This is a genomic window from Candidatus Pantoea persica (assembly GCF_013753875.1).
In the GTDB taxonomy this organism is placed as follows: domain Bacteria; phylum Pseudomonadota; class Gammaproteobacteria; order Enterobacterales; family Enterobacteriaceae; genus Pantoea; species Pantoea persica.
Genome location: NZ_SMDS01000001.1, coordinates 1 through 25,188, shown reverse-complemented (window position 1 = coordinate 25,188; position 25,188 = coordinate 1). Strand labels below are relative to the sequence as shown.

Genomic DNA, 25,188 nt, shown 5'->3' with positions numbered 1-25,188 from the left:
GGTCAGCCGACCGCGGCGAGCTTTTTGTCGAACCAGGCCTGAACAAAGTGCCGGGTGGCGTAGCCGCTGTTGCAGGCGGCCGCCAGATGACGATCCGCGCGCTTCAGGTGATCGCGTAGGCGCTTTTCCACCGCCTGGCTGCCCAGCATGTTGACCAGTGTCGACTTGCCCGCGTCCTGAAAGGGATCCTTGCCTGTATCGCTGAGGCCGTCCGCCAGGTCGTCGAGCAGCTGAAAAGCTTGGCCGAGATCGAGCGCAAAGTGATGCAGCTTCTCGCGCGCCGCCAGCGGCGCGCTGGCGGCGACAGAGGCCATCTGCATCGCTGCGCCGAACAGCGTGCTGGTTTTGAAGTGATTGGTAAGCTGAATGGCATCGGCGCTGCGTGGCTGGCTGCCTTCGGTCAGATCGCGAAACTGCCCCTGCACCAGTCCCTGCACGCCGACGGCATGGGAAAGCTCCGCCACTGCCTGGGTTTTCGCCTGGCTGCTGATGCCGTCCGCCAGCGCGATGACGCCGAAGGCGCGGCTCAGCAGCGCCACGGCAGCCAGAATGGCGACCGGTTCGCCAAACTGGCGGTGAATTGTGGGGCGGCCGCGCCGCATTTCGGCATCGTCCATACAGGGAATGTCATCAAGGATCAGCGAGGCGGCATGCACCATCTCAATGGCGCAGGCAAAGTCGAGCAGGCCGCTGTGATCGTCGCAGTAGCCGAGATCGCGCGCGGTAAGCATCAGCAGCACCGGGCGAATGCGCTTGCCCGGCGCCAGCGCGCCTTCGCGCATGGCGAGGCCCAAGCAGTCGCGCTCGCTCTCAACCGGCAGTAGCCGATCGAGACGCTGCTCGATATCGGTTAATAGCATCAGGGGATCGCTGTGAATAATGGCGTGATCTCTTTCAGCAAAAATAGTCATGATGGCAGTCCTTACTTGCAGGTGAGCGCGTCGGCCTATCGTGATTGCGATGAACGAAGTGGCGCACGCAAAGGAGCCATCAGAAAAAGTTAAGTCTGTTATCTAATGGCCGCAATGATCTGAGAGTACTCGTTTGGTTTTGACGCGGCGGTGAATAAAGCGTAGTCGAGAATTTGCCGGCTGAGCGTCAAAACGGAAATAAATGAAAATAAACAATTAATTTTATTCACGAACGAAGTGCGGTCTGCGTTTGCCCGGTGGGATCGGCCAGCAGCTGGCGCAGCAGCGCAATCGCCTGCTTGAGCTCCGCCGAGGTGAGCGCGCCATCTCTGACGAAGCGCACTAGGCCTTGCGCATCAATAATAATTACCGTCAAACCCTGCGGCGTCAGCTGCCAGGCGCGCTGCGCGACGCCGCTGTTGTCGAGAATAAAGTGCTGCCAGGGCGTATCCCGCTTGCTGGAGGCGATGCTGCGCTCGACAAAGATGGCGCTGCCCGGAATGGCGTCATCGGTATTAACGATAGTGGTGCTCTGCAGGCTGCGAGGGAAATTCGCCTGTTGCAGCGCCGCAATCAGCGGCGCGCTCTGCGCCTTCGCGGGGAGTCTTCCGGCGACGTGAATGACCAGGCGCGCCTGGCCGGTGAGCGACTGGCTGCTCCAGCGCTGGTAGCTCAGATCCTGTTGATTCAGCACCAGCTCGCCCTCGTTGCTGATAAATACCAGCGGAAGCGGCTTGCCGATTTCGACGTTAAAGGCGCTGGCCGCGCCGGAGAAAAGCAGAGAGGCAAGTAACAGAGGGTAGGGTTTCACGCGACCTCGCAAAGAGCGGGAAAAGGGTAAGCATAGGCGAAAAACTGCCGCTTTGCCAGCAGGCAAAAGCTGGTTTTTCTGTCTTGCGCAAAAAAGCGACGCTTATTCACTGCGCCAGATCAAAAAATTTTTTGCGGACAGGTTGAAGATGCATAACGCCGCAAGCAATAAGGGGGCGGGTATGAAAAGTGAAGTGATGACGTTGACGGAGGTGGCAGCGATCTTGAGGTGTCGCCGTCAAGACTGGTTCGCGCCTGCTGTAATCGTGGCACCTTGGAAGGGTTGCCGCTTCAGGCGCCGCTGGAGAAGGTCGCCTTTCGCGATCGCTGCTGGGCGCGGGAAGAGGTGCGTCAGTTCAGGCACACGCTACAGCGCGCGCGACACCATCATCACGCGTCCTGAAAAGGGGGGAAGGCCAAGGCCTTCCCCCTTTTTTTCTTAGCTGCCGTTGACGGTCCCGCTCAGCACTCCCGTAGCTTCCCCATCCACCAGAAAACAGGTCAGCGTTGCATCGCGCTTGGCGGTGACCGGCGGCAGGCCGCTAGTGTCACCCGCTACGTCGCCTTTGTGTAAGCGCTGACCGTCGAGGCTGACCACGCTGTCAAGCACTGCCAGCTAGGGCGCAAAGCCGGGCAGGGTGGGGACCGCCAGCGTGTTCCCGCGTTCAGGGCGCACGTTATAGATATGCACCGCCTGGCGCAGTGTCAGCGGCGCCGCGCTGTTTTCCTGGCCAGCCAGCTCCAGGCGTTGTGGGTGACACCCCCTCGGTGTGCTCCAGCAGCTGGGTTCTGGGCTCTCCGCCGGACGGATAAACGCCTACAGCACTTCTGCCTCAATCAGCGGCGCGGATTCCTCATGGCGCAGGCCTTCGCCCGCGTTGACCACCATCACCCGTTTGGCCGAAAACGGCGTACGCGCGCTGTTGACGTCGGTGTGCTGGACGGAGCCGCGCCAGACATAGCTGAGAATGTCGTCATTAACATGCTTATGCATGGGAATGCGCGCGCCGAGCTTCAGCGTGGTCATATCGACAATTGCCAGCGGGCCGAAGCGTTCGCCCGGACGCAGGCGGCGAATGGTAAAGGGACCATATTCAAACAGCTGGCCACGATGGGCGCGTACGACGTTCATGATTCTCTCCTGCTGTAAGCCAATAGGGAGATAAACCGTTGAAAAATATAAAAAGGCGGGAGATTTGCTGAGAAGTTTTAGTTTTTTTGAACAAGCTGCCCGCCGCTAAGCGGGCAGCGAATCGGTTCTACTTGCCCTGCTCGTCGCTTTCGCCGAGGAAGAAATACCAGAGCGGAATCGACATCAGGCCGGTAAACACCGAGGTATAGAGCAGCACCATCAGCGCCTGGGTGACGTACATCAACAGCGACCAGTCGCTGAAGGCGATCTGATACTGCTCAATCACCCCGCTGACGATCGCCTTGCCCATTACCGCGCCAACAATCAGCCACAGCACGGCCACGCTGCGCAGAAAATAGCGCATCTCTTTCTGCTTCTTGGCGAAGCGGCCGCGCACGATGCCCAGCGGCGACTGCTGGTCAGGCGGCGTATAGGTCTGTGGCGCGGCGGCGCGGCGCCAGTGCAGCAGGTCGATGGCCAGAAACGCCAGCAGGCTTGCGCCCATCATCGGCAAGGCCCAGCCCAGCGCCAGCGCCACAATCAGTGATGCCTCCTGCGCATAGCGCGGCAGCGCCAGCCAGGCGCTCAGCAGCGTCTGCGCCGGATTGAGCGCTGGCAGCGCCGGGCGGCGGATCCACCATATGCGGTAGCCCAGTGCGATAATGGCGCACAGTCCGACACCGAAAAAGGCGAGCAGCAGCTGGTTCGGCAAGCCGAATAGCACGCCCATATGGGCATCGACGCCCCAGCGCGTGAGTTTGGCCACCAGCGGGAAATGGGCAAACTCGACGCGATCGACAATGGCGAAGCTGGCGGGATCGACGGAGACGGCGTCAACATGGCTGGGCCAGCTGCGATCGATTTCACTCACCGTCCAGGCCTGGCCGTCGCCTTTCGGCTGCCGTAGCTCGACCTTCGCCGCATGAATGCCGCTGCGGCGCGCGGCGCTTAGCACGCCGTCCCAGTCGCCGTTGGCCGCGTTCGCCAGCGCGGGCGGAAAAGTGGGCCTTGCCATGCCGCCCATGGCCATGCCTGCTATTTGCGGCATCGCATGGTAATCGGCATGGGGATCAGCCGTCGCGACGGGAGTATGCGCATCCAGCGCGGTGCGCACCTGCGGCGTCAGCCAGCCCAGCTCGCTTCGCATTTTGTCGATATTGCCGCCCGCCCACTGCGACCAGGTTAAACCGGTCACGGAGAAGAAAACTAGACCCAGCGCCAGCGTCAGGCCGAGCTTGATATGCCAGTGGCGCGCGAAGGCGAAGCCAACGCGCTTCGCTTTATCCGCTCGCCGCGGCCGCGTGCCGAGCCACAGCACTATGCCGCCCAGCGCCGCGACCCACAGCCAAGAGGCGGCCAGTTCGCTGTAGGCGCGGCCGACATCGCCCAGCAGCAGGCCGCGGTGCAGCTGATCCAGCCACATGCGCAGCGGCAGCACGCCGCTGGTGCCATAGACCGTCATATCGCCCGTGACCCGTAGCGTATAGGGATCGATAAAGACCGAGCGCGACTCTGACGGGCCGAGGTTGGGCTGGCTGAACTGCACGCGCGTGGTCTCATGCGAGTCCGGGGCCGGGCGCACAGCATAGATGCGCGCCGCCTCGCCGATATGGCGGCGCGCGGCGGCGATTTGCGCCGACAGCGGCTGCGCCACGCCCTGCGCCTCGGTGTTGAGGGCAGAGGCGTAGAGCTGATGCTCAATCTGCGGCGTCAGCACATAGAGCGTGCCGGTGAGCGCGACGACAAAGATAAAGGGGGCGATAAAAAGCCCGATATAGAAATGCAGGCGGCGTAATAAGCCGAATAGCGACCCGCGCGGGCGTACTGTTTCCTGAACTGATGACATAGCGCATCCATTTTATTCAGTTAAAAACAGGGGTTTTCCGTCGCGTCACGCGGCGAAAAAGCAGAACGTTCAGTTAAGCGCGGCAGCGGCAAGGCGGGGCGCGAGGGCGGTAAATGCGGCGTTCGCGTCGGCGGGGCGGCGAGACTGCGCGTAAGGGCGGCGGCGCGCGCGAGACGATCATTGTCAGCCAGATCAGGGGCACGGCGGCCCAGATCATCAGCGGCACATGCACCAGCAGTTTGCAGTAGCCGCAGGCGAAACCCGACAAGTCCATCATATGACCGGGGGGCATCATCGCGGCGTTCGCCATCGACATGGCGTCGTGCGAGGTTGCGGCGTCTCTGTGATGCGCCACCGGCATCGCGTGGTGCAACATTGCGGCGCGCATGGCGCTGCTCTGGCGCGCCATCAGCTCCTGAGAAACCACCGGTGCGACAAACAGCAGCAGCACCGCCAGGATAGCCAGGCAGGCGCTGAGTCGTTTTTGCATCGGGGTAAACAAGGTCATCTAAAACATCACAAGCTAGAAACGTCAGGGGCCATTTTAACGCGTAAAGAGGGGGAGCGGGACGAAAACTGGAAAAATTATTCGCCCCGGCGCCTGCCTGCGTGAGCAGCAGGCAGCCTGACTCAGAAAACCGAACTGCCGAGAAGCTCGCTCAGCAGCTCCAGCGCGGCGGTGCCCGCCAGCGAATTGCCGACAGCGTCCAGCCCCGGCGACCACACCGCGATGCTCATTTTATTTATTGGGGATAACGGCGACAATGCCGCCGCCGCCGCCCGATTTCGCTGGCATGCCGACGCGCCAGGCGAACTCGCCTGCGCCGTCATACATGCCACTGGTGATCATCAGCGCGTTAATCTGCCGCGCCTGACGCGGCGTAATAAAGGCGGCGCCGTCAGCGGTCTTGCCTAGGTTCGCCAGATGAAGAAATCAGTGCGCTATCTCGACGTAGCTCATCGACAGCGCACAACAGTAGTGAAAATAGGTCTGCATCACGTCGCTGACGCCGTTGTGGAAATTGCCGAACGACTTCATCAGCTAGGCGATCGCCGCGTTGCGGGCGGAGTGCTCATACTCCGAGCGCGCCACATGGCGATCGTAGTGAATGTCCGGCTGGCCGCTCAGCTGGCGCAGTGCGGTCAGGCGCGTCTCCAGCATATCGCACACTACCAGCGCGCCGGCTTTGATAAAGGGATTGCGTGGCTTGCCGTGCTCCAGCTCTAGCTGCACCAGCGAGTTAAACGGCTGACCAGACGGCTCCTTGCCGACGCGCTGCCACAGCTCTTTTGTCGCTGTAGCGTGACAGCGTCACGCTCCGCGGCAGCACTTTAGATATGGACGGAACAGAGAAGCGGGTCTGCGCTTCTCCTGCCTGATAGCACTGCCTGTCAGTGGTGACGACGGCGATGCCCAGCGCGCTCGCCGGCACCTCGGCGAGGGCGGGAATATAGCTGGCGACGTTGCCGCGTGCGGTCAGCGTGCGGACCTGTTCGAGGATCGTTTCCAGCAGCGCATTGCTGAGTTCGGTCACGATGAAATTTCCATTTATAGGGGGGCTGGCGCCGCATAATGAACGCGCCCGCGCGCCGAATCAATGCGGATGTGCGAAACGGCGAAAAACGCACGACACTAGAGAGAAAAGCGGCGCTGGCTCACAGCTGCGCGGCCCGCTTACCCTGACGCCGAGGAGACGATATGGTATTCAGCCTGTTCCACTACTCCAGCCAGGATGAGCCGACCAACTGGCTGGCGATCCACTACGCGCTGTCGGCTGCTGCCGGCGAAAGGTGCCAGCAGCAGCTGGAAAAAGCTGAGGCTGGCCAGCAGCGCCAGCGGCAGAGTCCAGTCGCCGCTCTGCTCATGCAGCACGCCGCAAAAGATCGCCGCCGAGGCGGCGACCGCCGTCAGGCGCGTATCGCGCAGCCGCTTCAGCGCCACTATACAGCCGAGGTTGGCCACAATCGCAATCGCCTGATAGAGAAACAGCAGCCAGCCGGCGTCGCGCTGGCTGTAGCCGTGCGCCTGCGCGTAGGGGGCGAACCAGTCAATCAGGGTGTAAAAGGCTAGCGACTGCAGCGCCATAAACAGCGAAACCTGCCAGCCCGCCGCTGAACGCCAGAGGCTGGCGCTTGGTGCGGCGGCGCTAACAGCGGCAGCTAGGCGAGCAGCGCCACCATTCCCGGCACGGCCCAGACGCCGAGCGACAGCCGCCAGTCCGCCGAGGTGGCGGCGGCGCCCGACGCCAGGCTGGCGGTGACGAACATGGTGGCGGCATAGAGGCCGATATATTTTGCCATACGCTGGGGAAAGTCGCGTTTGATCAGCGGAGGCAGCAGCACATTGGCGGCGGCGATGCCGGCGCTCAGGGTGGTGGTGCCGAACCAGAGGGTGCTCTCCAGCGGCAGCCAGCGCGCCACGGAGCCAAGGGTGATTAACAGCAACGCCGCCCACAGGCTGCGCTCCAGCCCAAAGCGGTTTCCCAGCGCGGCGGCCACCGGCGCCAGCCCGGCTTGAGCCGCGCTCAGGCCGAAGGCGTGGCGGATATTGTCGAGCACCGGCCCGACGGCGGTAATGGGCGCACGCAGGGAAGAGGTCTGTCCAGTGGTTATTGATCCGCATCACAAAAGGCGGCAGAGCCGCTGTGGTGCGTTGGTTTACGTTAACGCTTACGCGCCGGGGATGCCGATGTCTGCGCGCTACTCTTACTAGTTTCCGCCGGAGCTGTAAAGACGCGCGAAATAACAAGACGTTGGCGATGTGACGCCGCTTTAATTATGCTTGGCGTCTGCCTCTGCGCTCTCGATTATAAGCGAGCCGCCGTGCGTGAATATATAGCACGGATTCAGGTCGATCTTTAAAAGAATCGGCAGTTCCGGTTGAATTAAAAATAATTTTTAATAATTAAACCTGTTAAGGCTCGCGCTTCGCTTTTATTAAATTTGCGCAATCGTGCTGAGCATCTATTATTAATTTCTGTAGCGTCCTGGCCAGGAAAGCAATTACTTATACATTAAGAGGAACTTGTAATGGCGATTAAAACACTGGTAGATCTTTTTATTCATGATCTTTCTGATGTCTACAGTGCGGAAAAACAGATTACGCGTGCACTGCCGAAAATGGCACGCGCCGCAACGGACGAATCGCTGAAGGCAGCCTTTGACGCGCATCTGGAAGAGACGCGCGGCCAGGTCGAACGTCTTGGTCAAATAGTTGAAAAAACAGAAGAAGTTCGCATTCTCCGTATGAAGTGTCACGCCCTTGAAGGGCTGGTGGAAGAGGCGCAGGAAATTATCGACTCTGTTGAGGCAGGCCCGGTGCGCGATGCTGGTCTAATTGGTGCCGCGCAGAAGGTAGAGCACTATGAAATTGCCGCTTACGGCACGCTTGCCGCAATGGCTAAAAAACTCTGCTTTAACGAAGCGGCCTCATTATTGGTCGAAACGTTACAGGAAGAAAAAGCCACCGACGAAAAGCTAAATATGATTGCTGAGAAAACCAGCTAAGGTTCCCTGCGGGGAATCAAGGGCTTTGCTGCTATTCATTTTTTCAAAGAGGTAAATTATGACTCACAAAGAGAATTATCTTGCCTGGCTGAAAGATGCACACGCTATGGAAAAACAGGCGGAAAGCATGCTGGAAAAAATGGAGTCTCGTCTGGAACACTATCCCGATTTAAAAGCGCGAATTCAGCAGCATATTGAAGAAACGCGTCAGCAGCAGTCGCTGCTGCAGTCGGTCATCGACCTTAATGACACCTCGCGCTCCGCCTTTAAAGATGCCATGGGCAAGCTCTCTGCCATGGGCCAGGCGATGGTCGGCATGTTTGCCGATGACGAAGTGGTAAAGGTTGCCATCAGCGGCTACGTGTTTGAACAGTTTGAGATTGCCAACTACACTTCGCTTATCGCGGCGGCCCAGCTGGTAGGCGACCAGCAAGGCGTGCGGATTTTTGAGCAGATCCGCGAGCAGGAAATCGCTATGGCGGAATGGTGTCTGACCCATTTGTCAGATGTGACCCAGCAGTTTATGACGCGTGATGCAGTGGGCGTTGAAGCGAAAAAATAGCGTGAAGAGAAGCCTTCCATCAGAGAGGGCCGACTCCAACTGGAAAGGAATGAGCCATGTTCATACACGCAAAAGAACTGCAGTATACCGTCCGGGTTGAGAAGCCCGATCCCGGACCGACCAATCTGCTGCTAGAGCAGTTTGGCTGTCCGCAGGGCGAACTCGCTGCAGCATGTCGCTACTTCACCTAGGGTCTGGGAGATGACGATCCAGGCCGCAAAGATATGCTGATGGATATCGCCACTGAAGAGCTGAGCCACCTGGAGATCATTGGATCGCTGGTGGGGATGCCGAACAACGGGGCGAAAGGCACCGAGGAAGAAGGCGAGATGTATCGCACTATTACCGGTGCCGGTAATGACAGCCACTTAACCTCGCTGCTGTACGGTGGCGGACCGCCGCTGATTAACTCCGGCGGCATATCCTGGACGGCAGTCTACATCGATACCATCGGTAAAATTACCGCAGATTTACGTTCAAACATCGCCGCCGAGGCGTGCGCAAAAATCCTCTACGAGCGTCTGATCAATATTACCGACGAAGTAGGCGTTAAGAATGCGCTAGGCGTTTTATGAAACCCTGTTCAGCGTGGTGCAGCATACCATCGCCTGGGAGATCGTTCAGCGCATGAACAGCCGCCTGCGCGCCCTGACGCTCGCCTGGCCAGAGCGCGAGCGTGGCGGGCTTTGAGCGTATGTCGCGCATCTGCCAGGCGATTGAGCAAAACGATGCGCCGCGCGCGCCAGCATTGCCGAAACGATGATCGTTATTGTCGACGGGCTATGAGGCGCGCCGTCAGGCTTCGACGCCTTTTGACTGGATGACGATATAGCCTGCCCACAGGCTGGCGATCTATTTCACCCCTTTTGCGGTAAAACGCGCCTGAGAAAGAAAAGGCGTGCTGGTTTTCACCCACCCCTGAACGCAGCGTGAAGTAGCCCGCCTGCAGGTGATGATGCTGCGGCGTCAGCGTTCCTTTGTCGCGGTACATAATGTTGCGCTCCAGCAGAAACTGGCAGAACTCTAGCTCTTTCGCCTTCAGCATTTTGCACAGCTGGCGAAAGCCGAGCGCATCCGTCACCTCGACGAAGCGGTCAAAAAATTCCGCCTTTGGGGCAGAGAGCGCCAGCTGCTGTTCGGCAGCGCGGCGCTGCTCGAACTGTTCCGCCCAGGCGCGCGCGGCTTCGGCAGGGTTGGTGAAGTCGGGCAGATGGGCCACTTTTTCGCGCTCCTGCCACTTGTCGAGCAGATCGGCGGTGAGGCCCGGCGACAGGCGCGCCACGGCCAGCAGCGAATCGCGCTTGTTCAGGCAAAACTCCTGACGCATCTCTCCTTCATGCTCGTAAAGGTTGATCGTCAGCGGCTGGGAGAGCCGCTGCGCGGTTTCCAGGCTTTTGATCAGGCGCTTTACTTCGCCGTGGGTAATAACAGTCAGCCTAGCGATTTCACGGCTGCTCATCAGGACATAGCGTTGAGAGCAGAAAGATTTTCAGTCGAGAACATCATCAGCGTCACCTCATGCAAACGAACCCAGCCTTCAGGCTGTTGAAGAAGCATACAGCATACTGTGGTTATACCCAGTATTTTTAAGCATTTTCGTTACGAAGCGGTGCTGCGCCCGTTTGCGCAACCGAATCGGTTTGCTGCCGTGCTTGCTTAACCTGCGCCAGCGGCCAGGCTTAACGCTATCCCCCTTTGATCATGCCAGGCTGCGCCTGCCTGTCCGGGGAGACAGTGCCAGCCGGGCAAATCTTTACCCAGCAGGTTGGCGGCCGGCCCAGCCCTACAGCAAGGATTTCTTTATGAAAGCACTGACATACCATGGCTCGCACCGGGCTGGCGTCGGAACCGTTCCCGATCCCATTCTGCAGGCGCCGGACGATATTATTCTACGCGTCACCGCCACCGCCATCTGCGGCTCCGACCTCCATCTCTATCGCGGCAAAATCCCCGGCACCGACCAGGGCTATATTTTTGGCCATGAGTTTATGTGCGAAGTGGTGGAGGCTGGCCCGGAGGTCACCAGCGTTGCAGTCAGAGATCGCGTCGTGGTGCCCTTCGTTATCGCCTGCGGCGACTGCTTTTTCTGCCATATGCATCAGTATGCCGCGTGCGAAACCACCAACAGCGGGCGCGGTGCTATCATCAATAAAAAGAACATCACGCCGCCGGCGGCACTGTTCGGCTTCAGCAACCTTTATGGCGGCGTGCCAGGTGGCCAGGCAGAGTACGTGCGCGTACCCAAGGCTAACGTCGGCCCGTTTAAAGTGCCGCTAGCGCTGCCGGACGACAAGGTGCGGTTCCTTTCCGATATCCTGCCTACTGCCTGGCAGGGGGTGCAGAACGCCGGACTGGATAAAGGCTCCAGCGTCGCGATTTTCGGCGCCGGTTCGGTGGGCCTGCTGAGTGCCGCTTGCTCGCGGCTGGTCGGCTCTGAAGAGATTTTTATGATCGACCATAACAACTACCGGCTGGAGTTTGCGCGCGCCCGTTACAGGCGTCACACCGATCAACGTTGACGATATCGACGATCCCGCCGCCTGGATTATCGAACGCACAAAAACCATCGCGGCGTAGATGAGGTGATCGACGCAGTGGGATTTGAAGCTAAAGGCAGCTTGACAGAAACGGTGCTGAGCAACCTGAAACTGGAAGGCAGCAGCAGCAAAGCGCTGCGCCAGTGCATCGCGGCGGCGTGGTCAGCGTGCCGGGCGTCTATGCGGGCTTTATTCACGGCTTTATGTTCGGCGACGCTCTTCCAAGGGGCTGACCTTTAAAATGGGGCAAACGCACGTGCAGGCGTACCTGTCGCGTCTGCTGTCGCTGATTGAATAGGGCCTGCTGACGCGGAAGAGATCGTCACGCACCATATGCCGCTGGAGGATGCGGCCTACGGCTATGAGATTTTTGAGAAGCGTGAAGAGGATTGCCGGAAGGTGATTCTGGTGCCGGGCATGGCGTCGCAGCGCGCCGCCAGCTAGGGGAAGTAGTCCAGGCTGCGCAACGCAGCCTGGCGACTTTCAGCGCACGAGTCCTTCGTCGCGATCGTTCAGATCCGACAGAGCTATTTCGCGCGACGGCGCATTGTCCAGCCGGTCGCCATAATCGCCGCGCACGTCCGGCAGGCTGGTGAACTGCCCGTCGACGAACAGGAAGCGAAGGTGCTGCGCCACGTCGCACAGCATGTCGTCCGCGTCGTTCTCGGAGGTGCCCTTCGCGTCTTTGCCGTCCAGCTGCTAGCGAAAGGCGTTGCCGACGATTTCTGCGCCGCCGATATAGACCACATGGCCGTCAATATTTTCCACCAGCAGGCGAGACTGGCAGTAGTAAAGCAAACAGGGCATCAGGTCGCGCTTATTTTCAGGCATAGTTGCTCCTGCGGCAGATTATTCTGCAGTTAAAAATGGAAATAAAACGCAGTCCGTAAATTGACCAGTGAACGGCGTTAGCTGTCAGATAGGACCAGCATCCCCAGTAGGCAACGGGCTCGAGTTTAGTGCGGAGTTTCGGCAGAAAAGCCATTAAATATCCGGCGGCAGCGATAAGCGATACAAAAAAGAAAAACTTCATCTTCCCTCCTGAAAGTCATTTATTTAATAAAAGGATAGACAGTTTTCAGAAGGAGTTCATGGCGCGGTGAATAAATAGCGTGTTGATAAATTACCGCGCTGCGCTTAATAGCGGCGACGGGCCGAAAAAGCATCTTAGCGGTGAAAGTAAAAAAGCACGCTGAAGATAGCGCAGCGCGTGAATAAGCGAAGGCGCGTCAGGCCGATTTTTTCAGCAGGCGCGGCAGCTGATTGTCCAGCTCCAGCAGGCATCCATCACTTTTTCCGTCTCCTGCGTCACCTTCTGGTAGTTATTCGCGCGCCATTCGGCGATGGGCGCCGTTTTCACCGTAGGCTCGCAGTTTGCCACCGTAAAGGCGCTGAACATGGTGCCGCTTTCCGGGCGTTTATAGAAGATCGCCTGGTAAGAAAGGTCGTAATTGCTGTTGGCGGTGGAGAGATCGCTGTATACCAGTGACCAGCGCGAGGCGGCAATATACAGCGGCTCGCCATAGGCGTAACTGCCGCCCTACTTGCTCAGGTACTGGGCAATTTTCGCCTCTGCTTTGGGCGCAAAATAGCGGCTGGTGAATTCCGGCAGCTCATCCACCTTAGTGCCTTTTTAGCTATTCTTGTCGAACATATAGCTGAGCTAAAGCTGCCCAACATCGCGCCGGTGACGGCCGGGCTAACGATGTGCAAATGGTCATCGGCGTAGCGTTTTTGATTCAGGTCGGCTGATGCCAGAATCGAACTGACCTCCAGCGTTCTGCCATCTGTACCTTTAACGATTGTCGGTTTTTTGCCGCCTGCGAAGCCTGCTAGCAGCGTAACGGAGAGGGCGTCTGCAAGAAGAGTGGTTAATTTCACTGGTTTTTACCTTTGTTAATGTCCTTTAACACCTCTCGTGCCACCTGCCTACGTTTAGCGGCGAACAGAGAGAACCAAGGACTATTAACGGCCACCAACCGGTAAGCTTTAGTAATGAATTCATGCCGCTCGCGGAGGCAGCTATGCTTAACAGCGGAGGTGACAACGATGTGTGGACGCTTTGCGCAGTACCGCAGCTGGGACGACTACTTTGACGCGCTCGGCATTGAGGACGACCAGCTGATTTACGATCCTGAACCCATCACGCGCTATAACGTCGCGCTAGGCACGCGTGTGCTGCTGCTGAACCAGCGAGACGATCATCTGCATCTCGATCCGGTTTTCTGGGGCTATGGCCCTGACTGGTGGCGCAAGCAGCCGCTGATCAATGCGCGCAGCGAAACGGCCGCCACGGGCCGCATGTTCAAGCCGCTCTGGCAGCATGGCCGCGCCGTGGTGCCCGCCGATGGCTGGTTTGAGTGGCAGAAGGTGGGTAGCCGCAAGCAGCCCTGGTTTATCTACCACCAGCAGCGCGAGCCGCTGTTTTTCGCCGCCATCGGCAAAGCGCCCTTTGACAAAGAGCAGGGGCAGGAAGGCTTTGTCATCGTGACGGCGGCCAGCAACAAAGGCATGGTGGATATCCATGACCGACGACCGCTGGTGCTGCGCGCTGATGCGGTCGCGGAGTGGCTGAGCCAGGAGACATCGCCGGAGCGTGCGCATCAGATCGCCGACGAGGCGGTGCTGCCGGAAAGTGCGTTTCGCTGGCATCTGGTGACGAAAAAGGTCGGCAATATTCACAATCAGGGCCAAGAGCTGGTCGAGGAGACGTAGCGGAGAGGCCGCTGTTCTGCATCAGAATGTGACAAAGCGGGACGCTAAAAAGCGTTTGCAGTACACTTTAAGCCCCTTTTACTGCCGTAGTGAATGATTGTGAATAACGACGCGCACTCTTCCGTAAACATTCCTCCGTCGATCCCTACCAGCAAGCGCATGTTTCGGACGCTGCTTAACCGCGACAAAACCCCGGTTGCGGTGCTGATCTACGCCGCGCTGCGGGCTGCCGGATGAGAACCAGCAGCTGGAGCAGCGCATGACCGATGCCACGGCGTAATGGCAGGCGGTGGCGCAGCACTATCAGCTGCGCGAGGCGGATATTAACCGGCTGGTGTCGTGGTGGCATACCGATGCGGATCTCGGCCGTCCGATAGAGGTGTTTACCGATATGAGCAAGAGCCGCAAGGCAGGCTTTACCGGCTATCACAGCACGCGTGACGATCTCTTTGCCCTGTTCGACCGGCTGAAGAAGGAGAAGCTGACCCCATCCTGATGCGATGCCCGTCCTGTGCGGGGTCTTTGCTGAGGGGCGCACGCCGCGCAGGCGCGGCGTGCGCTATGGCCTGCTGGCGCGGTTTAGCGCACAGCAGGCAGGGGCTGTGAGATCCAGTCGCCAAGCAGAATCGCGCTGTTACGTCTCGTCCGGCGCCAAGCGTACCACGGTTTTACCGAAGTTCTGCCCTCCAGCATGGCGAAAAATGCCTCGGGTGCCTGCTCCAGAGCGAATCTCCCTTTTCTCCACCCACGGCGTCATCGCCTCCAGGAACTCGCCGTAGCGGTGGCCGTAGTCGTCAAAAAATAATAAAGCCCTGCACGCACAAACGCTTCTTGAGGATATCGCCCATCAGCAGCGACAGACGATCCGGCCCGGCCCGTCCGGCAGCTCCGTAGCGCTGTAGCCGGAGACCAGCCCGCACACTGGGATGTGCGCTTTGGTATTCAGCAGCGGCAGCACGGCGTCGAACACCTTTCCGCCGACGTTTTCATAGTAGATGTCGATGCCGTCCGGGTAGGCCTGCTTCAGCTGCTCCGCCAGACCGTCCCAGTGGTGGTTGAGACAGCGATCGAAGCCTAGCACCTCTTCCGCATAGCGCCACTTCTCCTCGCCGCCTGCGATGCCGATCACGCGGCAGCCCCACTTTTGCCGATCTGGCCGACGGTGGCGCCCACCGGGCTGGTCGCCGCTGCCACGACCAGCGTCTCGCCCGACTGCGGCTGGCCGATATCCAGCAGCCCCATATAGGCGGTAAAGCCCGGCATGCCGAGTACGCCCAGCGCCCAGGAGGGATGCTCAAGGCCGCTGTCCAGCTTTTTCACCGCCGAGGCGGGCGCGACGGAGGCGCTCTGCCAGCCGCCGCTCGACAGCACCCAGTCGCCGGGCTGGAAGTCGGCGTGACGCGACTCCACGACGCGGCTGACGGTGCCGCCCACCATGAAGTCGCCCAGCTTCACCGGCTCGGCGTAGGATTTTGCGTCGCTCATGCGGCCGAGCATATAGGAATCTAGAGAGATAAACGGTGTGCAGCAGCAGATCGCCCTCCCTCAGCGCCGGCAGGGGCAGTTCGCCATAGTTGAAGTCTTCCTTGCCCGTCGCCCGCGCGCTGCCGCGGCAAGGCTACAGTGCCTGTACGAAAAAAACTCTAATTCGTTTATTTTCATCAAATGAGCGGCAGCCGGAATGTGACGAAGGCAACAGAATCACAGCGGCATAACGCGGGAAGGTAACGAGAATTTTTTACCTCAAGGATGTGAACATGGCACAACGCATGATTTTGAACGAGACTGCCTACTTTGGCGCAGGCGCCATCCGTTATCTGCCGGAGGAGGTTAGACGCCGCGGCCTGAACAAGGCGCTTATCGCCGCCGGCGCGGTACGGCGCGACCGATCTGCTCGACGCCTAGCAGCTGCCGTGGGCGCTTTACGACGAGGTGGTGCCTAATCCCACTCAGCAAGCTGGAGCGGACTATCTGGTGGCCATCGGCGGCGGCTTGCCGCAGGACACCAGCAAGGCGATCGGCATCATCAACAACAATCCTGAATTCGCCGACGTGCGCAGCCTTGAAGGATTTGCGCCGACGCGCCATCCCTGCGTGACGCTGTTCGCCATTCCCACAACCGCCGGCACCGCCGCCGGGGTCACCATCAACTACGTCATTACCGACGAGGAGCAACGGCGTAAATTTGTCTGCATCGATCCGCATGACATCCCCCAGGTCGCCATCGTCGACGCGGAGATGATGGCGAGCATGCCGAAACGGCGATCCCGACGCGGTCGAGCAGATGGCGCTTGGGCAGTAGGTCGCGGGCATGGACTTTTCTAATGTCGGGTTGGGCCTGGTGCACGGCATGGCGCATCCGCTGGGCGCCTTCTACACGTGCCGCACGGCGTCGCCAGCGCCTTTCTGGTCGGCGCCACCTAGTCGATGAGTTTTCCCATTGCCCTGATGTTCGCCCTGTTTTAACGCCACTGGCCGCACGGTAGCTTCATTCTGATTTTTCGCTACTTTCTCCGCGCCAGCTACACTTATATCTGCGCCGCTGGTCACGGCCATTCCGGCTGACCACCGACGTTTGTTTGTCCATAACCCTGACATCACAAGGAGCGGATATGCGTTTTTTCGTAGTTGCCCTGTTTATGACTCTGCTGAGCGCCTGTCGTTCAGGCCTAATGGCACCGGAAAAGCCGGAGCCCTCGGCAGAACCCCGTCAGCAAACCTGCCAGCCTGGCACTGCTCTCAGTCAGAATGACTGCGGCCACTTTCCTGAACCGGAATTTCACTAACAAAGCACGATAACGTCGTGATGACGTTATGGCGTGAAGCAAAAAGCAAGAGGAGAAAAGCGTAGCGCGTCAGCCAGTTGCCTGACTGACGCGAGATAGGTTACGAACACGGCTTGTCTGATTGGAGCTGATTAGCCTCGCCCAGAGTCGATCCCAGCTCCACCCCGGTGGTCGGGTTCAGGCTGCGATCGGAGGCGGTGCGTGTAGCGAGACTGGTGACGTCCACCGCCTGATCGGAGGGCAGCATCACGCTGGCTCCGCTGTCGCCGCCGTCTACGGCAGGCATCGGATCGGCAACGTACTCAAAGTTCTCGTCAGAATTCCAGCTGCCGCAAATGTCGCCTTCACCGGCTGACATGTTGTAGTAGACGTTGGAATACTGCTCGATCGGCGGCAATTTGCCCGGAAGGAAATTGTTGCGAATCAGAGTAGAGTTCCTTCTCGAATGAGAGCTGATGCGCTACTTCGCGCGTCATCAGAAAGCCCGGGACGCCTCGACGCGCCTGATGTCGTTATGTTCGCGCGACGCCTGGGCGATCTCCTGCATCTGCTGGCGCAGCCGCGCCTTGTCCGCCTCGCCGGCGCGCTGCGCGCAGCTAAAGGCTGCCTCCTGCTCCAGCAGCAGGCGGATGTTGTTGATCTGCTCGGCGATTACCCACGTCAGCCGCGCCACGATCGGTCCCTTCTTCGGCAGGCTCTCAATCAGCCCTTCCGCTTCCAGATAGCGGATCACCTCGCGTACCACGCTGCGGCTGACGCCAATCTGCTCGGTCAGCTGGCGTTATACCAGCCGATCGCCCGCCTTGAAGTAGCCGGCGATAATGGCCTGACGCACCTTATTGAGCGCCAGCTCGCGCAGGGTCATCGGCGCGTTTTCGATTTTCAGAGAATGGCTTTTAACCATCAAATTAAAGGTATCGCTTCGCGCTGGTGGCGTGGCACGCCGCTGCTGGACGACAGCTCGGCCTGGTTCGATTGCGCGCTGCATCAGGTGGTGGACGCGGGCGACCATGCGCTGATGATTGGCCGCATCGAGGGCTTCGCTTGCAGGCGACCGCCGGGTTGGGCTACTCTCTACCGCGGCGCCTATTTCACCCCCCTATCGCAATGCTGAAACCCTGCTCGATCGGCGCAGCGTCGAAGTCAGCGCGCTGATTGAATGTAGCGGCCACGCAGTGATGGTGCAGCAAGCGGGCACCGTCTGCCTGCCGTCGCGCCACGTGACCGACGGTAGCGTCAGCGACACCCCGAACGCGCTGATCGCCGATCTGGGCGTCAACGCCGCGCCGGGCTTCGTCTACTCAATCTATGACGACCGCTCGACCGGCAAGCAGCATATCGTCTTTCTCTGCGCGCTGCCGACCGACAGCGCACCCGGCGCGCTCAGGCAGGGCGAATGGCTGGATCTGGCAAAAATTTCTGCGCTTTCCATCAAGGATTCGGCACTGAAATGGCTGATGAACCGCTTCGTCAGAGAGAATAGCGTCGGCAACTACAGCATCTATTACGGCGATGAAATCAACGGCTCCATAAAACAATTCGCCAGCTGAAACCTGTACCGGAGTATCCTATGAAACTGTCACTCTTTATCCATATGGAACACATTTCGCCCGATGAGCCGCAGGACAAGCTTTACCGTGAAATGATGGAACTGTGCGAAATGGCGGACAAGGGCAACATGCACGCCATCTGGACCGGCGAGCATCACGGCATGAATTTCACCATTGCGCCGAATCCCTTTATCAACCTGGCGGATCTGGCGAACCGGACCAAAAAGTGCGGCTCGGCACCGGCACGGTGATCGCGCCCTTCAATCATCTGCTGCGCCTGGTGGGCGAGGCGGCGATGACCGACATCATCACCGGCGGGCGGCTGGAGCTGTGGGCATCGCGCGCGGCGCCTACAGCTATGAATATGAGCGCATGATGCCTGTGCTGGAAGCCTGGGAGGTGGGGCAGCGCATGCGCGAGCTGGTACCGCTTCCACGAAATGCGCCAGCGTCTGGCGCCGGAAAAGTCGCTGAAAATCATGTTGTTGCAGTATTGCTACGTGGCGGAGAACGAAGCGGACGCGCAGCCGGCGGCAGAAGAGCTTAACCGCGTCTAAAACTACTTCGGCGCCTGGTTCAAAAACGCGCGTCCGGTCAGCCAGGGGCTGATCGAGCAGCTGAGCGAGGCCGAAATCGCCGCTAACACCTACTACTCCGCTGCGGCGATGCGCAAAAACTTAGCGATCGGCAGCGCCAACGAGGTGATCACCCGCCTCAAGCATTACCAAGCGCTGGGCTATGATGAGTTCGCGCTGTGGATCGACAGCGGCATGACCTTCGAGCGCAAAAAGGCATCGCTGACGCGCTTTATCAACCAAGTAATGCCTGAATTTCATTAACAGGTGGCATGATGGAATCGTTCAAACTTTTTATTAACGGCTAATTTGAGTCCGGTGCCGCGACGTTCTACTCGCTGAACCCCGCCAGCGGCCAGCCGTGGGCGACCATCGCCGAAGCGCGCGCGGAAGAGGTCAACCGCGCCTTCAACGCGCCCGCCTGGCTCGACCTGACCGCCTCGGCACGCGGCAAACTGCTGATGCGGCTAGCGAATCTGGTGGAGCAGAACGCCGATAAGCTGGAGGGGCGCGTGCTCAGCATCGACAAGGAGGACACCGAAACCTGGACGCGGCGTGAGCCGGTGGGCGTGGTGGCGGCAATTATCCCGTGGAACAGCCAGTTGTTCCTCTTGGCGATGAAGATCGGCCCGGCGTTGGCAGCGGGTTGCACGCTAGTGGTGAAGGCGGCAGAAAGCGTGCCGACGCCGCTGCTCGCCGAGGCGGGCTTTCCGCCCGGCGTCTGCAACGTCATCACCGGCTTTGGCGAAAGCTGCGGCTCGGTGCTTACCACCCATCCGCAGGTGGCGCATATCGCCTTTACCGGTGACCCGGAGACGGCGCGCCATATCGTGCGCAACATCGCGGAAAACCTGAGCAAAACCACGCTGGAGCTGGGCGGCAAGTCGCCATTTATCGTCTTTGACGACGCCGATCTGGAGAGAGTGGTCAACGCACAGGTGGCGGCGATTTTCGCCTCCTCGGGCCAGAGCTGCGTCGCCGGTTCGCACCTGCTGATGGCGGAAAGCATTAAAGATCGCTTTCGGCAGTGCTGACTGCGCGCGTCGAGCGTATCGTGATTGGCGCGCCCGACGAGATGGCGACCCAGTTCGGCCCGCTCTGCACGCCGCAGCAGAAAACTCGTATTCAAACCCTGGTAGCGCAGTCGCTGGATCAGGGCGCGCGGCTGGTGACCGGCCTCGATGACATCGACCGTCCCGGCTATTACTATCCGCCGACGATCCTCGACTGCTCCGCCGCGCCGCGTGCCGCGAGCGTGGTTAACGAGCTATTCGGCCCGGTGCTCTCCGTGGTCAGCTTTCGCGACGAAGCCGATGCACTGCGCCTCGCCAACGACAGCGCCTACGGGCTGGCGGCGGGCGTCTTCACACAGAACCTCGCACGCGCCCACCGCGTGACCAGAGGGCTGCGCAGCGGCGTGGTGTGGAACACCTACCGCATGGTGTCGCCGCTGGTGCCGTTCGGCGGCTACGGCCTCTTCGGCCACGGCCGCGAGGGCGGCATGGAAGCGGCGCTGGCGTTCATCACTACCAAAACGGTGTGGCTGCGCACCAGTGACGAGCCGATCGGCGATCCTTTCGTTATACGTTAACCGCTTTTCATACCAGGAACCGCCTCAGGACGAGGCTACCCGCAGGCGCGCGCCGCACGGATGTCGGCCGCGCGCCTGACGTAAAGGATGCATCCCGAAGCCCGTTTGTTGTCGGGGTCATGACGGCCTCCGGCCAGGCTTTGCCGCAGTTCATGTAACAAACCCTACAGATTAAAAAATAAAAATCCCCAGCGCGGAGGATAAACATTTCTCAAAACAACGTGATAGAGAATAAGTCGGTCGACTATGTGCCGGAAAACGAGCGGCACGGCAAGGCGCGCAGCCTGTTTACCCTGTGGTTCTGCACCAATATCGCGCCGCTGGCGGTGGTGACCGGCGCGATTTCAACCCAGACTTACCATCTTAATATCCTGTCGGCGATCGCGGCGATTGTCGCTGGTCACCTATTTGGCGGGCTGTTTCTGGTGAGCAGGGGCCGCGCGTCGGCATCCCGCAGATGGTGCAGAGCCGCACTCAGTTTGGCCGCTACGGCTCGCTGCTAGTGATTTGCTTTACCACGGCGATCTATCTCGGCTTCTTTATCTCCAACGTGACGCTCTCCGGCAATGTGATCAATAACGTGATCCCGGCGCTGCCAATTCATTCCGCCACTGTGCTCGGCGCGGTGGCGACAAGGTCGGCGCCTGGGTAATGGGCATTGCGCTGGTGGTGTGGGGTTAATCGTGATGCTCGATCGTCCGCTGCCTGCCGATTTCTGGCAGCGCGGCACCTTCAACCTGAACGGCTGGTTCGCCACCTTTTGCATCTGCGCGGTGTGGCAGATCAGCTTTTCGCCCTATACCTCTGACTACTCCCGCTATCTGCCCGCCAATATCGGCGTCTTTCGGCCCTTTATCTGCACCTGGCTCAGCGCCTGCTGCGGCACGATCCTAGCGTTTTTGTTCGGCGTGGTGGCGGTAAACCTGTTGGGCGGCGAGGGCGATGCGATGGCGGCGGTGCGGCAGGCCACCGGCTGGCTTGGGCCGATCCTGATGTTGCTGTTTCTGATGAACATCATCTGTCACAACTCAATGAATCTCTATGGCTCGGTGCTGTCGCTGATCACCCCGTGCAGACCTTCCGTCTGGCCTAGCTGCCGGCTTCGGCCGACTTCGTCACTTTCTTCCTGAACTGATCTGGGCGCTGATCGGCGTGCTGATCCCGTGGAGCATGATCAACCTGCTCGACTTTTATGTGGTGAAGCAGCAGCGCTACGACATCGCCGCGATTTTCCGCGCCGACGGCGGTCGCTACGGGCTGGTGAACACCAACGCGCTGCTGATCTACTTCGGCGGCGTGGTGGTGCAGATCCCCTTTGTGGAGAACGCCTTTTTTACCGGCCCCTACGCGCACCTGATCCCTGGCGCGGATATCTCCTGGGGGACCAGCCTGGCGGTGACCAGCTGTGCCTACCTGCTGTTCCATATTCGCCGGCCTGATCGATATCGAAATGCGCATCGGCGCGCAGCCGGTAGAGCTGCTGGTGGCGCAGGCGCACCGTCGCCACGTCGCCGTGATTCTTTCCTGGCACGATTTCCAGGGGACGCCGGAAAATGCCGATATTGCTGCAGTGCCTGATATGGCAGGAGGCGCACGGCTCGGACATCCTGAAAATCGCCGTAATGCCGAAGACGCCGCTGGACGTCAACCGCCTGATGGAGGTGACCTGGCAAATGCGTCAGCGTAGCGATAAGCCGCTGCTGACTATGGCGATGGGCGGCCTGGGCGCGGTCACGCGCCTGGAGAGGCGCAGGCAAGAAAGTTCGCCGAGAAAGTCAGCGCGCTGGAGAACGTGGTGGCCTGCTACAGCATCGGCGGCGACACCGACTTTTTACTGCAGGTGGTGGCCGCCGATCTTGATAGCTACGCCGATTTTCGCGATGGCGGTGGTGAGTCGCCTGCCGGGCCTGAAGGAGATGCGGAGCATGTTTGTGCTAAAGGAGATCAAAGGGCTGAGCGCCTGGCCGCTGGGCGGTGCGCCGTGCTAAGCCCACGCTCACCGCTCCGCCGAGCGCGCCGCCTTGGCGCGATTGCCGCACACCTCCATGCTGCACCAGCGTCGGCTATGCGCTGGTAGGGATCACCGCGCGCGTGTTGCGGTAGAAGAGCTGCAGACCCAGCGTATCCTCCAGCTGCAGGATGGTGCGCGACACCATCGAGGCGGAGACCCCTTCGTGCCTCGCCACCACACAAAAATTTTGCGCATCGAACACGTTGAGAAAAAAGCGCAGTGCCCGCAGGTCAATTGAGCCGGTACTGTCCATTAATGCAATTCCTGCAAAGGTGTTTGCCGAACTATAGCGTTTTTTCTCTTAATACGCTGCTTTATGCTCTTGCGCCTCGATACAAAGGAAGCCGTTATGCAACTTATTTTTATTTTTCTGGTTATCGCCGGTGGAATAGGGCTGTCGGTAGAGGCGGGCCTGCTCGGGCCGCTGGGCCAGCAGGTAGGGGATATCTGGGCGACGTTCAGCATCTTTGGCGTCGGCGCGGTGCTGACCTTTCTGCTGATACTGTTTTCAGCCCGCGCAACAACCCCTCGTTTTTGCCCAGCCGGGCTGGCAGCTGCTGGGCGGCATTCTCGGTCCCGGCTATGTGGTGAGCCTGACGCTGGCGACGCCGATGATCGGCATCGCCATGACCATGATCGGCATTCTGGCCGGGCAGGTTTTCAAGAGCTTGGTGATCGACCATTTTGGTCTGCTGGGCACGCCGCACCGTCGCATCGATGCCAGACGCATCATTGAGCTACTGTTTATGATCATCGCGTTAGCGCTGGTGGCTAAGGGGTAATATGACCATTGTTATGATCTGTCTGGCCGTGCTGGGCGGCGCGCTGCTGAGCATTCAGGCCGCCATTAACGGCCAGCTCGGCGGCAAAGTAGGCGTCTTCCGCTGCGACTTTCTCACCTTCGTGCTGGGCGCGGTGGTCACGGCGCTGCTGATTTTCTTTTTCGAGCCGCCGCACACGCTGTGCGGCGTACCCTATATCGTCATCATGGCGGTGCAGCGCATCGGCACCGCTGTTACGACGGTAGCGGTGATCTTCGGCCAGCTAGCCATGAGCATGCTGATCGATAACTTCGGCTGGCTGGGCAATGCGGCGATCGCCTTTTCGCCCGGCCGCCTGCCTGGGCGTGGCGCTGTTCTTTATCTACAGCAGCAACCGCCCGAATAGAAAACATCAGTAACCTCAACGTCTGTCTCGCGCAGGCGTTTTGTCCACTTTTACCGCGCTCAGCCGCCCGCCGCCTGCCGGTTTTAAAATAGCGGTTACACTTACTTTGTGTATTTAACAGGAGGAAATATGAAATTAGGCTTCGCGTGTAAATTTCTGGATGCAGACCTCAAACAACGTTTTCCGTTCAAAAGCACCACCCGCACGCGCTTTCTCAGCCTGACACGGGAGGAGCAGATCGCGCTGATCGCCGGTCTCGCCCGTATCAACCTGACGAACCTGGCCGGCCTGATGGAAACCCTGGCGACGCAGCCGGAAACCCTGCGCATGATGCGCATCGGCAGCGATCTGCTACCGCTCTATACCGTGCCCGAGGCGACGCCGCTCTATCAGGAATTTCTGCCCGATCTTGCGCCGCTGTTCGCGCACTGCGGCGCGCTGGCGCGACAGCACAACATCCGCCTCTCTTTCCATCCGGGACAATATTCGGTGCTGGCCTCCGATAATCCTGATGTGGTGCAGCGGGCCATCGAGGATTTGGAGTACCATGTGCTGTGCGCCGTGATGATGGGCTACGGCAAAACGTTTCGGGATTTCAAAATCAATATCCATATGAACGGCAAAAGGGGCTTCGAGGGCTTCAGCGAGGCGTTTGGGCGGCTCAGCCCGGCGGCGCGCAATATGCTGACGGTCGAGAATGACGAAATCTCCTGCTCGCTGGACGACGTGCTGCAGGCGAGGGCGCTCTGTCCCATCGTGATCGACATCCATCACCACTGGGTAAAGGAAAACGCCTTTATTCTGCCGGATGACCCACGCATCGCACGGATTGAGGAGTCGTGGCGCGGCGTACGGCCGGTGCTGCACTACTCCATCTCGCAAGAGGGGCTGATCCCGGAACAGGGATTCCCCGATCAGGAGGCGCTTGGCTTAGCGAAAACCAAACTGCGCGCCCATTCGGATTACTACTTCAATCCAACCCTCAACGGCTGGGCACTGTCGTTTACCGGCTTCGATATTATGTGCGAAGTGAGGATGAAGAACCTTGCGTCACAGCAGCTCTATGACTATGCGCTGGCGACGCAGGTTATCGATCCTAGCCCAGCTGCGCCGTAATCGCGCGGCGATAGGGATATCGATCTGTTCGGAGGTCTGAAGGATATAGGTGCGGGCGTGCACGGCCTGCTCGCCCTGCAGCTGCTGCAGTTAACTCACCGCCTGCGCGACGGTGGGGATCAATCCACGAAAATAGTGTGCGATATCTTCTGAAGATGAGAGAAGGCTGTTGCTCTGACGCATGATTTTAACCCGAAAATGAGTTAAACGATGATCAGTCAAAAATTGACAATTTGTACATCGAAAAGAAAATGTGTACAGAAATATTCAAAAAAATTTTGTTACAGTTAACGCCTTTTTCCGCGAGAATGATAACAAGGTTTGTAAACGTGCAACTTATTTAACATAATAAACATTATGCGCACTTTAGCCG

The 25,188-nt window shown here is 59.4% G+C and carries 27 protein-coding genes and 13 pseudogenes; 22 read left to right on the top strand and 18 right to left on the bottom strand.

Annotated features, from left to right (window positions below):
• Nucleotides 1-2 precede the first annotated feature (2 nt).
• The 9 genes and pseudogenes from EIO60_RS00195 to EIO60_RS15950 all read right to left on the bottom strand — a co-directional run bounded on the left by EIO60_RS00195 (nt 3) and on the right by EIO60_RS15950 (nt 7,258).
• Nucleotides 3-911, bottom strand: a complete 909-nt coding sequence (locus EIO60_RS00195; protein WP_258575549.1) for a polyprenyl synthetase family protein — start codon at nt 909-911, stop codon at nt 3-5.
• A gap of 226 nt (nt 912-1,137) precedes the next feature.
• Nucleotides 1,138-1,722, bottom strand: a complete 585-nt coding sequence (locus tag EIO60_RS00190; RefSeq protein ID WP_258575548.1) for a YtfJ family protein — start codon at nt 1,720-1,722, stop codon at nt 1,138-1,140.
• A gap of 438 nt (nt 1,723-2,160) precedes the next feature.
• Nucleotides 2,161-2,331 (bottom strand): hypothetical protein, encoded by a 171-nt coding sequence (locus tag EIO60_RS00185; RefSeq protein WP_258575547.1) that lies wholly within the window; start codon nt 2,329-2,331, stop codon nt 2,161-2,163.
• A 207-nt stretch (nt 2,332-2,538) separates the two neighbouring features.
• Nucleotides 2,539-2,853, bottom strand: a complete 315-nt coding sequence (locus EIO60_RS00180; protein WP_258575546.1) for a pirin family protein — start codon at nt 2,851-2,853, stop codon at nt 2,539-2,541.
• Between the two features lie 127 nt (nt 2,854-2,980).
• On the bottom strand, nt 2,981-4,699 hold the full coding sequence (locus EIO60_RS00175; protein ID WP_258575545.1) for a DUF2534 family protein: 1,719 nt from the start codon (nt 4,697-4,699) through the stop codon (nt 2,981-2,983).
• Between the two features lie 73 nt (nt 4,700-4,772).
• Complete coding sequence (locus EIO60_RS00170) at nt 4,773-5,207, bottom strand: DUF2946 domain-containing protein (RefSeq protein ID WP_258575544.1); 435 nt, start codon at nt 5,205-5,207, stop codon at nt 4,773-4,775.
• 122 nt (nt 5,208-5,329) lie between these two features.
• Nucleotides 5,330-6,237: pseudogene (gene glsB, locus EIO60_RS00165) on the bottom strand (glutaminase B).
• A 137-nt stretch (nt 6,238-6,374) separates the two neighbouring features.
• A complete protein-coding gene (locus EIO60_RS15955; protein ID WP_309484660.1) occupies nt 6,375-6,785 on the bottom strand; it encodes a hypothetical protein in 411 nt (136 codons plus the stop codon).
• Nucleotides 6,786-6,859: 74 nt separating this feature from the next.
• Nucleotides 6,860-7,258: an MFS transporter gene (locus EIO60_RS15950; RefSeq protein WP_309484659.1), complete on the bottom strand. Its 399-nt coding sequence runs from the start codon at nt 7,256-7,258 to the stop codon at nt 6,860-6,862.
• A 471-nt stretch (nt 7,259-7,729) separates the two neighbouring features.
• On the opposite strand from EIO60_RS15950, the gene EIO60_RS00155 reads away from it, so the two are divergent.
• The 3 genes and pseudogenes from EIO60_RS00155 to EIO60_RS00145 form a co-directional block, all read left to right on the top strand.
• Nucleotides 7,730-8,206, top strand: coding sequence for a YciE/YciF ferroxidase family protein (locus tag EIO60_RS00155; RefSeq protein ID WP_258575543.1), 477 nt, complete (start codon nt 7,730-7,732; stop codon nt 8,204-8,206).
• Nucleotides 8,207-8,264: 58 nt separating this feature from the next.
• On the top strand, nt 8,265-8,768 hold the full coding sequence (locus EIO60_RS00150; protein WP_258575542.1) for a ferritin-like domain-containing protein: 504 nt from the start codon (nt 8,265-8,267) through the stop codon (nt 8,766-8,768).
• Between the two features lie 56 nt (nt 8,769-8,824).
• A pseudogene (locus EIO60_RS00145) lies at nt 8,825-9,340 on the top strand (manganese catalase family protein); the annotation flags it as partial.
• A gap of 280 nt (nt 9,341-9,620) precedes the next feature.
• Here EIO60_RS00145 and EIO60_RS00140 read toward each other — a convergent pair.
• Nucleotides 9,621-10,274 (bottom strand): annotated as a pseudogene (locus tag EIO60_RS00140) (phage antirepressor KilAC domain-containing protein).
• A gap of 296 nt (nt 10,275-10,570) precedes the next feature.
• On the opposite strand from EIO60_RS00140, the pseudogene EIO60_RS00135 reads away from it, so the two are divergent.
• Nucleotides 10,571-11,749: pseudogene (locus tag EIO60_RS00135) on the top strand (zinc-dependent alcohol dehydrogenase).
• Between the two features lie 39 nt (nt 11,750-11,788).
• Here EIO60_RS00135 and EIO60_RS00130 read toward each other — a convergent pair.
• Nucleotides 11,789-11,953, bottom strand: coding sequence for a hypothetical protein (locus EIO60_RS00130; RefSeq protein ID WP_258575541.1), 165 nt, complete (start codon nt 11,951-11,953; stop codon nt 11,789-11,791).
• Between the two features lie 51 nt (nt 11,954-12,004).
• Nucleotides 12,005-12,136, bottom strand: a complete 132-nt coding sequence (locus EIO60_RS00125) for a hypothetical protein (RefSeq protein WP_258575540.1) — start codon at nt 12,134-12,136, stop codon at nt 12,005-12,007.
• A 1,218-nt stretch (nt 12,137-13,354) separates the two neighbouring features.
• Here EIO60_RS00125 and EIO60_RS00120 point away from each other — a divergent pair.
• From EIO60_RS00120 to EIO60_RS00110, 3 genes and pseudogenes are all read left to right on the top strand, one after another.
• Nucleotides 13,355-14,020: an SOS response-associated peptidase family protein gene (locus EIO60_RS00120; RefSeq protein WP_258575595.1), complete on the top strand. Its 666-nt coding sequence runs from the start codon at nt 13,355-13,357 to the stop codon at nt 14,018-14,020.
• Between the two features lie 99 nt (nt 14,021-14,119).
• Nucleotides 14,120-14,257 (top strand): hypothetical protein, encoded by a 138-nt coding sequence (locus EIO60_RS00115; RefSeq protein ID WP_258575539.1) that lies wholly within the window; start codon nt 14,120-14,122, stop codon nt 14,255-14,257.
• 91 nt (nt 14,258-14,348) lie between these two features.
• Nucleotides 14,349-14,516, top strand: a pseudogene (locus EIO60_RS00110) (NAD-dependent dehydratase); the annotation flags it as partial.
• Nucleotides 14,517-14,654: 138 nt separating this feature from the next.
• On the opposite strand, the pseudogene curA reads toward EIO60_RS00110, so the two are convergent.
• Nucleotides 14,655-15,605 (bottom strand): annotated as a pseudogene (gene curA, locus EIO60_RS00105) (NADPH-dependent curcumin/dihydrocurcumin reductase); the annotation flags it as partial.
• Nucleotides 15,606-15,777: 172 nt separating this feature from the next.
• Between curA and EIO60_RS00100 the strand changes: the two are divergent.
• Nucleotides 15,778-16,432: pseudogene (locus EIO60_RS00100) on the top strand (iron-containing alcohol dehydrogenase); the annotation flags it as partial.
• A 474-nt stretch (nt 16,433-16,906) separates the two neighbouring features.
• Here the strand turns inward: EIO60_RS00100 and EIO60_RS00095 are convergent.
• From EIO60_RS00095 to EIO60_RS00085, 3 genes and pseudogenes are all read right to left on the bottom strand, one after another.
• Nucleotides 16,907-17,291 (bottom strand): annotated as a pseudogene (locus EIO60_RS00095) (manganese catalase family protein); the annotation flags it as partial.
• Nucleotides 17,282-17,539: an FCD domain-containing protein gene (locus EIO60_RS00090; RefSeq protein ID WP_374058071.1), complete on the bottom strand. Its 258-nt coding sequence runs from the start codon at nt 17,537-17,539 to the stop codon at nt 17,282-17,284. The pseudogene EIO60_RS00095 and the gene EIO60_RS00090, both read right to left, overlap by 10 nt.
• A 48-nt stretch (nt 17,540-17,587) precedes the next feature.
• Nucleotides 17,588-17,713: a hypothetical protein gene (locus EIO60_RS00085; protein WP_258575538.1), complete on the bottom strand. Its 126-nt coding sequence runs from the start codon at nt 17,711-17,713 to the stop codon at nt 17,588-17,590.
• Here EIO60_RS00085 and EIO60_RS00080 point away from each other — a divergent pair.
• The 11 genes and pseudogenes from EIO60_RS00080 to EIO60_RS00025 form a co-directional block, all read left to right on the top strand.
• The gene (locus tag EIO60_RS00080) at nt 17,696-17,920 is read left to right on the top strand and encodes a flavin reductase family protein (RefSeq protein ID WP_258575537.1); all 225 of its coding nucleotides are present in this window, start codon (nt 17,696-17,698) and stop codon (nt 17,918-17,920) included. The genes EIO60_RS00085 and EIO60_RS00080 overlap by 18 nt on opposite strands.
• 64 nt (nt 17,921-17,984) lie before the next feature.
• Nucleotides 17,985-18,356, top strand: a complete 372-nt coding sequence (locus tag EIO60_RS00075; RefSeq protein ID WP_258575536.1) for a hypothetical protein — start codon at nt 17,985-17,987, stop codon at nt 18,354-18,356.
• Nucleotides 18,357-18,376: 20 nt separating this feature from the next.
• Entirely contained in the window at nt 18,377-18,607 is a 231-nt protein-coding gene (locus tag EIO60_RS00070; RefSeq protein WP_258575535.1) for an LLM class flavin-dependent oxidoreductase, read from the top strand.
• On the top strand, nt 18,583-18,732 hold the full coding sequence (locus tag EIO60_RS00065) for an LLM class flavin-dependent oxidoreductase (RefSeq protein ID WP_258575534.1): 150 nt from the start codon (nt 18,583-18,585) through the stop codon (nt 18,730-18,732). Before EIO60_RS00070 ends, EIO60_RS00065 begins: the two co-directional genes overlap by 25 nt.
• 288 nt (nt 18,733-19,020) lie before the next feature.
• A complete protein-coding gene (locus EIO60_RS00060) occupies nt 19,021-19,194 on the top strand; it encodes a hypothetical protein (protein ID WP_258575533.1) in 174 nt (57 codons plus the stop codon).
• Nucleotides 19,195-19,268: 74 nt separating this feature from the next.
• Nucleotides 19,269-20,521: pseudogene (locus EIO60_RS00055) on the top strand (aldehyde dehydrogenase family protein).
• Between the two features lie 221 nt (nt 20,522-20,742).
• Nucleotides 20,743-21,173, top strand: a pseudogene (locus EIO60_RS00050) (cytosine permease).
• A 19-nt stretch (nt 21,174-21,192) separates the two neighbouring features.
• On the top strand, nt 21,193-21,651 hold the full coding sequence (locus EIO60_RS00040; protein ID WP_258575530.1) for a purine-cytosine permease family protein: 459 nt from the start codon (nt 21,193-21,195) through the stop codon (nt 21,649-21,651).
• Nucleotides 21,652-21,673: 22 nt separating this feature from the next.
• Nucleotides 21,674-22,099, top strand: coding sequence for an SLC5/6 family protein (locus EIO60_RS17195; RefSeq protein WP_258575529.1), 426 nt, complete (start codon nt 21,674-21,676; stop codon nt 22,097-22,099).
• A complete protein-coding gene (locus EIO60_RS00030; RefSeq protein ID WP_508278727.1) occupies nt 22,005-22,208 on the top strand; it encodes a hypothetical protein in 204 nt (67 codons plus the stop codon). The genes EIO60_RS17195 and EIO60_RS00030 overlap by 95 nt, the downstream gene beginning before the upstream one ends.
• Nucleotides 22,209-22,265: 57 nt before the next feature.
• Nucleotides 22,266-22,509, top strand: a pseudogene (locus EIO60_RS00025) (Lrp/AsnC ligand binding domain-containing protein); the annotation flags it as partial.
• Nucleotides 22,510-22,517: 8 nt separating this feature from the next.
• Here EIO60_RS00025 and EIO60_RS16305 read toward each other — a convergent pair.
• Together EIO60_RS16305 and EIO60_RS00020 are read right to left on the bottom strand one after the other, a co-directional pair.
• Nucleotides 22,518-22,568: a hypothetical protein gene (locus EIO60_RS16305; protein ID WP_374058070.1), complete on the bottom strand. Its 51-nt coding sequence runs from the start codon at nt 22,566-22,568 to the stop codon at nt 22,518-22,520.
• Nucleotides 22,569-22,587: 19 nt separating this feature from the next.
• A pseudogene (locus tag EIO60_RS00020) lies at nt 22,588-22,785 on the bottom strand (helix-turn-helix domain-containing protein); the annotation flags it as partial.
• 96 nt (nt 22,786-22,881) lie between these two features.
• Here EIO60_RS00020 and EIO60_RS00015 point away from each other — a divergent pair.
• From EIO60_RS00015 to EIO60_RS00005, 3 genes and pseudogenes are all read left to right on the top strand, one after another.
• Nucleotides 22,882-23,314: pseudogene (locus tag EIO60_RS00015) on the top strand (DMT family transporter).
• A 1-nt stretch (nt 23,315) separates the two neighbouring features.
• Nucleotides 23,316-23,699, top strand: a complete 384-nt coding sequence (locus EIO60_RS00010; RefSeq protein WP_374058063.1) for a DMT family transporter — start codon at nt 23,316-23,318, stop codon at nt 23,697-23,699.
• 129 nt (nt 23,700-23,828) lie between these two features.
• The gene (locus EIO60_RS00005; protein ID WP_258575528.1) at nt 23,829-24,815 is read left to right on the top strand and encodes an apurinic/apyrimidinic endonuclease family protein; all 987 of its coding nucleotides are present in this window, start codon (nt 23,829-23,831) and stop codon (nt 24,813-24,815) included.
• Nucleotides 24,816-25,188: the final 373 nt, after the last annotated feature.